Origin of the sequence: Pseudomonas sp. 2VD (genome assembly GCF_005503585.1) — a bacterium.
In the GTDB taxonomy this organism is placed as follows: Bacteria; Pseudomonadota; Gammaproteobacteria; order Pseudomonadales; family Pseudomonadaceae; genus Pseudomonas; species Pseudomonas aeruginosa.
On record NZ_SCND01000378.1, the window covers coordinates 1 to 5,676 of the forward strand.

The 5,676-nt window shown below is 67.2% G+C and carries 5 protein-coding genes and 1 pseudogene; all 6 read right to left on the minus strand.

Annotation, left to right across the window (positions count from 1 at the left end; all coding sequences use genetic code 11):
- Positions 1-383 (minus strand): glycosyltransferase (locus FFS27_RS27525; RefSeq protein ID WP_137952346.1); only part of this gene is annotated, 383 nt, incomplete at its 3' end.
- Positions 380-1,528 carry a UDP-4-amino-4-deoxy-L-arabinose aminotransferase gene (gene arnB / locus FFS27_RS27530; protein ID WP_003119540.1) on the minus strand — a complete coding sequence of 383 codons (1,149 nt, stop codon included), beginning with the start codon at positions 1,526-1,528 and terminating at the stop codon, positions 380-382. The genes arnB and FFS27_RS27525, both read right to left, overlap by 4 nt.
- Before the next feature lie 387 nt (positions 1,529-1,915).
- Positions 1,916-3,361, minus strand: a complete 1,446-nt coding sequence (locus FFS27_RS27535) for a mannose-1-phosphate guanylyltransferase/mannose-6-phosphate isomerase (protein ID WP_019484508.1) — start codon at positions 3,359-3,361, stop codon at positions 1,916-1,918.
- 196 nt (positions 3,362-3,557) lie between these two features.
- Positions 3,558-4,208 carry an alginate O-acetyltransferase AlgF gene (gene algF / locus FFS27_RS27540; protein ID WP_003092112.1) on the minus strand — a complete coding sequence of 217 codons (651 nt, stop codon included), beginning with the start codon at positions 4,206-4,208 and terminating at the stop codon, positions 3,558-3,560.
- A gap of 72 nt (positions 4,209-4,280) precedes the next feature.
- Positions 4,281-5,456, minus strand: coding sequence for an alginate O-acetyltransferase (algJ, locus tag FFS27_RS27545; protein WP_021265144.1), 1,176 nt, complete (start codon positions 5,454-5,456; stop codon positions 4,281-4,283).
- A gap of 14 nt (positions 5,457-5,470) precedes the next feature.
- Positions 5,471-5,676, minus strand: a pseudogene (locus FFS27_RS33375) (MBOAT family O-acyltransferase); the annotation flags it as partial.

Genomic DNA, 5,676 nt, shown 5'->3' on the forward strand with positions numbered 1-5,676 from the left:
GCGCGGATGCTGCCGACCACGTCGTAGCCCTGCGCGGCGCGCTCCACCAGGCGCGGGATTTCCTCCGGCGGGTTCTGCAGGTCGGCATCGAGGGTGATCACCAGGTCGCCACGGGACTGTTCGAAGCCGGCGAGGATCGCCGCGTGCTGGCCGTAGTTGCGGTTGAGGATCACCGCCACCACGGCGCTGCCGTCGCGTTCGGCGGCGGCCTGCAAGAGTTCCGCGGAGCGGTCGCGGCTGCCGTCGTCGACCAGCACGATCTCGAAGGCGCGGCCCAGCTCCAGGCAGGCGGCCTCGGTGCGGCGCAGCAGTTCGGGCAGGCTGGCTTCCTCGTTGTAGACCGGGATCACCACCGAGACCAGGTCGATCGGATAGGGCTTCATCGACGTTTCTCCAGGATCTCCTCGATGGCGCGGGCGACGCGCTCGATGTCGTCGTCGCGCATGTCGGGGAACAGCGGGATGGAGCACAGGCGGGCCGAGTTCCACTCGCTGTTGGGCAGGCTCAGGCGCGGCTGGCGCTGGCGGTAGTAGTGGTGCAGGTGACTGGCGATGAAATGGATGCCGCTACCGATGCCGCGCGCCTTCAGGGCTTCCATGAAGGCGTCGCGGCCCAGGCCGCAGGCCTCGGCGTCGATGCGCAGGATGAACAGGTGCCAGGCGTGGCGCTGCTTGTGCGCGGGCAGGCCGAGCGGCGCCAGCGGCAGGCCGGCGAGGCGTTCCAGGTAGCGTTCGGCGAGGGCCTGGCGGCGCGCGTTGAGCGCGTCCAGGCGCTTGAGCTGGACCAGCGCGAGGGCGGCATTGAGGTCGGCCAGGTTGTATTTGAAACCGGGCTCGATCACTTCCGCCTGCGGCTTGCGTCCATGGCTCAGGCGGTCGTAGGCATCGACCCCGAGGCCGTGGAACTTGAGGCGGCGGACCCGTTCGGCGAGGGCGCTGTCGTCGCTGACGAACATCGCGCCTTCGGCGCAGGTCAGGTTCTTGATCGCGTGGAAGGAAAAGATCGCCGTGCCGCGGGAGCCTACCGGGCGCCCGCGGTATTCGCTGCCGACCGCGTGGGCGGCGTCCTCGACCAGGGCGATGCCGTGGCGCCCGGCGACCGTGCGCAGGCCTTCGAGATCCAGGGTGGAGCCGGCGTAGTGCACCGGCACGATGGCGCGGGTGCGCGGGCCGATGGCGGCTTCCACTGCCTGCGCCGAACACATCAGGGTGTCGCGGTCGACGTCGACGAACACCGGGGTGGCGCCGAGCAGGGTGATGACGTTGGCGGTGGAGACCCAGGTCAGCGACGGCGTGATCACTTCGTCGCCGGGGCCGATGCCCAGCGCCAGCAGGGTGACGTGCAGGGCGCCGGTGGCCGAGGATAGCGCCACCGCGTGGCGGCAGCCGAGGCGTTCGGCGAAGCGCTGTTCGAGCTCCTGGTTCTTCGGCCCGGTGGTGATCCAGCCGGAACGTAGGACCTGCTCCACGGCGGCGATTTCGTCCTCGCCGATGCTTGGCCGGGAGAATGGCAGAAAGTCCAGTGACATGTAATGAAGCCTCGGTACTGGGAGGGCGGTACGAAGAGGTTATTTATATGTCGCTGAATGCTGCCTGAACGTTTGTTAAGACTCGCTTAACAACGGCTGAATGAAGACTGAACGAACTCGAAGAAACTGGAGGATAAAGCCGGAAGCCTCGTTTTCAGGGGCTTGCAGGGTTGGTTGGAATGGATCTCGGGTGTTTTCTGAGTGGCTTTTATTAATAACCCGAGTCCTGTTTCTTTAAGGGTTCATTAATACTTGATGTCCGCTCCCCGTGAATATTCCGGAAACTTCATGGAAACATGGGGAGGGCCAGGGAAAGTCAATCCCGTAGGTTGTCGGAAAAAAACAGCCCCCTGGCGGATCGCTTCGCCAGGGGGCTGGGTCGACGCTTCAGCGGCTGCCGGCAACCACGTGCAGGGCCGGTTCTGCGGTGCGCCCGTAGACGTCTTCCAGGCGCTCGATGTCGTCCTCGCCGAGGTAGCTGCCGGACTGCACCTCGATGATCTCCAGCGGGATCTTGCCGGGGTTGGCCAGGCGGTGCACGGAGGCGATCGGGATGTAGGTCGACTGGTTCTCGGTGAGCAGGAAGGTCTTGTCGTCGCAGGTCACCTGGGCGGTCCCGGAAACCACGATCCAGTGCTCGGCGCGGTGGTGGTGCATCTGCAGCGAGAGGCGCGCGCCGGGCTTCACGGTGATGTGCTTGACCTGGAAGCGGCCGCCCATGTCCACCGAGTCGTAGGAGCCCCACGGGCGGTAGACCTCGCAGTGGTTCTGGGTCTCGCTGCGGCCCTGGGCGTCGAGGTCCTTGACCACGTGCTTGACGTCCTGCACCCGGTCCTTGTGGGCGATCATCATGGCGTCCTTGGTTTCCACCACCACGATGTCCTCCAGGCCGATCACCGAGACCAGCTTGCCGTTGCCGTGCACCAGGCAGTTGTGGCTGTCGTGGACCAGCACGTCGCCCTTGGTGACGTTGCCGTTGGCGTCCTTGGCGTGCACGTCCCAGATCGACGACCAGCTGCCGACATCGTTCCAGCCGGCGGACAGCGGCACCACGCAGGCGCGTGAGGTCTTCTCCATCACCGCGTAGTCGATGGAGTTGTCCGGGCAGCATTCGAAGGTGGCGGCGTCGATGTTCACCAGGTCGCCGTCGTGCTGGCTGCGCTCCAGGGCCAGCAGGCAGGTGTCGTAGATGTCGGCGTCGTGCTTCTTCAGTTCTTCCAGGTAGCGGCTGGCGCGGAACAGGAACATGCCGCTGTTCCAGTAGTAGCCGCCGGCGGCGACGAACTCGCGGGCGCGGGCTTCGTCGGGCTTCTCGACGAAGCTCTGCACCCGGCTGACGCCTTCCGGCAGTTGCGCATCGGCGCTCGCGCGGATGTAGCCGTAGCCGGTCTCGGGGCGGCTGGCGGGAATGCCGAAGAGCACCATCTCGCCCTTTTCGGCGGCGTTGGTGGCCAGCGCCAGGGCCTGCTGGAAGGCGCGCTGGTCCTCGATCACGTGGTCGGCGGGAAGGATCAGCAGCAGTTCGTCGCGGCCTTCGGCGACCAGTTTCATCGCGGCGATGGCCACCGCCGGCGCCGTGTTGCGGCCGAAGGGTTCGAGGAGGATCGCCTGGCTCGCCAGGTTCTGTGCCTCCAGCTGTTCCTGGACGATGAAGCGGTGCTCCTTGTTGCACACCAGCAGCGGCGCCTGCATGCCGTCGAAGGCCAGGCGCTTGATGGTCTGCTGGAACAGGGTGTCGTCGCCGGTAAGGGCGAGGAACTGCTTGGGGTACTGCTTGCGGGAAAGAGGCCAGAGTCGCGAGCCGCTGCCACCGGAAAGGATTACTGGGATCATGTTGTTTCTCCTTGAAGCGATGCGTCTGTCTAGGGATCCCGCCGCGCGGCGGGATATCTCGTTACCGGGCTCCACGGAGCCCCGGGTGACCTCTCCAGTGCGCTCCTTCTGCGGGAGCGCTGACGGTTGGTGCGCCGGTGTCGGGCCGGTCTTGTTGTGTGGAATGCCGGGAGGGGCGAGCCCCTCCCGGTCGGTCTCAGTCCGCCTTCACCGGGCGCTTGACCCAGACCGGCGCGAGCTTGCCGCCGCTGCCGGTGACATACAGGCAGACCACCTCGCCGCGGGCCAGGGTGACCGGCTTCAGGTCGCTGACCTTCTTGCTGCCGTCGAACAGCGCCAGGTTCACCTTCACCGGGTTGATCTCGCGGTCGCCGTGGCTTTGCGGGCCGACGTCCTTGACCACGTCGGTCTTGCCGTCGGCGGTCTTCAGGGTCAGCTTCGAGCCGCTGAGGTTCTGCACCCGCACCAGCGCCTTCTGCTTGTTCTTGAACGGCGGCTCGGCCACCAGCTGCGGCTTGCCGCCGGGCTGGCTGACCAGGGTGTAGTAGCTGTCCGGGTCGAGCTTGACCGGCAGGCTCTGCTGGCCGACCTGGGCGGTGTAGCTGCCGGGGGGGAGGAACTTGAAGTCGCTGGAACCGAGCGGCGCGACGTCGTTCAGGCTGGTGCTGCCGACCGACACGTCGAGTTCGCTGTTGCCGGCGTTGTAGGCGCGGACGAAGGCCGAGCCCTTGGGTGCCTGGGGCCCGTACAGGGCGCCCTCGTCGGCCTGCGCGGCGAATGCGGCGACGCCGAGGGAAAGTGCGCAGGCCAGGCGGGTCCAGGTGTGGCGGCGGGTCATCGGGTTCATGGGTATTCCTCCGTTGCTTCTTCTTCAGCGGGGCGCTCGGCCCCGTGGGTAAACAGCCTTGGCTGTGTTCGTTCAATCGTTGCGGCTGGCGGCCAGGCGCTCGTCGCGGCCGCCGCTGGCCTTCAGCTGGGCGACCCAGTCGGCGTCGAACTGGCTGAGGTCGCTGGCCATCGGCAGGTAGCGCTCGGGAAACTCCCAGACCAGCAGTTGCGGCGGGTCCTTGCGGAAGCCTTCGTCCTGCAGCAGTTCCAGCATCGGTTCGAGGGGGCCCTTGCCTTCCTTCGCGTAATTGATCAGGTCGGCGGACAGCGCCTGTTTCAGCGCGCCCTCGAAGTTCCACCTGGGGTTGGCGCTGTAGCTGGTGCCGACCAGCGCCAGGCGCGGTTGCTGGCTATCGCCGAAGAGGTCGTCGCCCGCGCCGGACTGCTGGCCGCCCGGCAGTGCCGGCGCGGCTTCGGTGGTGCGTTGCTGCAACTGCTCCGGACGCGGCAGCAGTTCGTCGAACAGCGGGTCGAGCGGCAGGAAGCTGAGCAGGTCGCCCTTGTGCGTGCGTTCTTCGCCGACGCGGGTGACGAAGTTCTGCGCCGGCACATCCAGCAGGTGCGTCTCGCGGATCTCCGCGCCGAGGCGCTGGGCCACGGTTTCCGCGCCGAGCGGCGACCAGTGGGTGTCGGTGCGCAGGAACACCGCGCCGTTGTCCTTGGCCTGGCGCAGGCTGCCGAGCAGGTCGGGACTATCGATGCCGGCGGCGCGGGCGCGGGCCAGGAAGTCCTGGTAGAGATTGTCGTGCAGCGCGGCCGGCTGCTCGCGGCCGATGTGCTCGGGATACAGGCGGGCCTTGGCCGGGATCACCGCGAGCACCAGCTTGACGCCGCGCCGGTTCAGCTCCCGCTGCACGCCGCGTACCAGTGCCCAGTTGTCTTCCAGTTGCTGGCCGCTCGGTGCCGGCTTGAACTCTTCGTCGGTGAACAGCCAGCCGTCCTTGCCGATCACCACGCCGGGGCGGCCTTCGTGGAACAGCGTGTAGTCGAGTGCGGCCCAGAGGTTGGTGCCCAGGCGCTTGATCGGGAATTCCTTGTCGTAGTGGGCTTCGAAGGCGTGCGCCAGCTTGCCGTTGAGCAGTGGCGTATCGGCCGCGGCGGAGAAGCCCGGCACGCTCTTCAGCGACCATCCGGCGAGCCCCAGCAGCAGCCCGCCGAAGGCGGCGATATAGGCGTATTGCAGGGGGCGGGAAATGCTCTGTGTCATGGCGTGGGCCTCGCTCAGAACTGGAAGTAGAGGAATGGCGAGTAGCTCTGCGCGGAGAGCTTCAGCACCGAGGCGGCGAACAGCAGGAGCAGCGCCAGGCGGGTGGCCAGGACGGGCAACTGGCTGAGCCAGCTCGGCTGGTAGACCAGCGCGCCGCTCGGCGAGTAGGCGATCGCCGCCGGGTCGCCGGCGGCCTCGCGCGGGGCGCGCGGCTGGGCAC

Bases quoted from the DNA above. Each gene is read 5' to 3' on its own strand.
- arnB (WP_003119540.1), bottom strand. From the start codon at position 1,528: ATGTCACTGGACTTTCTGCCATTCTCCCGGCCAAGCATCGGCGAGGAC.
- FFS27_RS27535 (WP_019484508.1), bottom strand. From the start codon at position 3,361: ATGATCCCAGTAATCCTTTCCGGTGGCAGCGGCTCGCGACTCTGGCCT.
- algF (WP_003092112.1), bottom strand. From the start codon at position 4,208: ATGAACCCGATGACCCGCCGCCACACCTGGACCCGCCTGGCCTGCGCA.
- algJ (WP_021265144.1), bottom strand. From the start codon at position 5,456: ATGACACAGAGCATTTCCCGCCCCCTGCAATACGCCTATATCGCCGCC.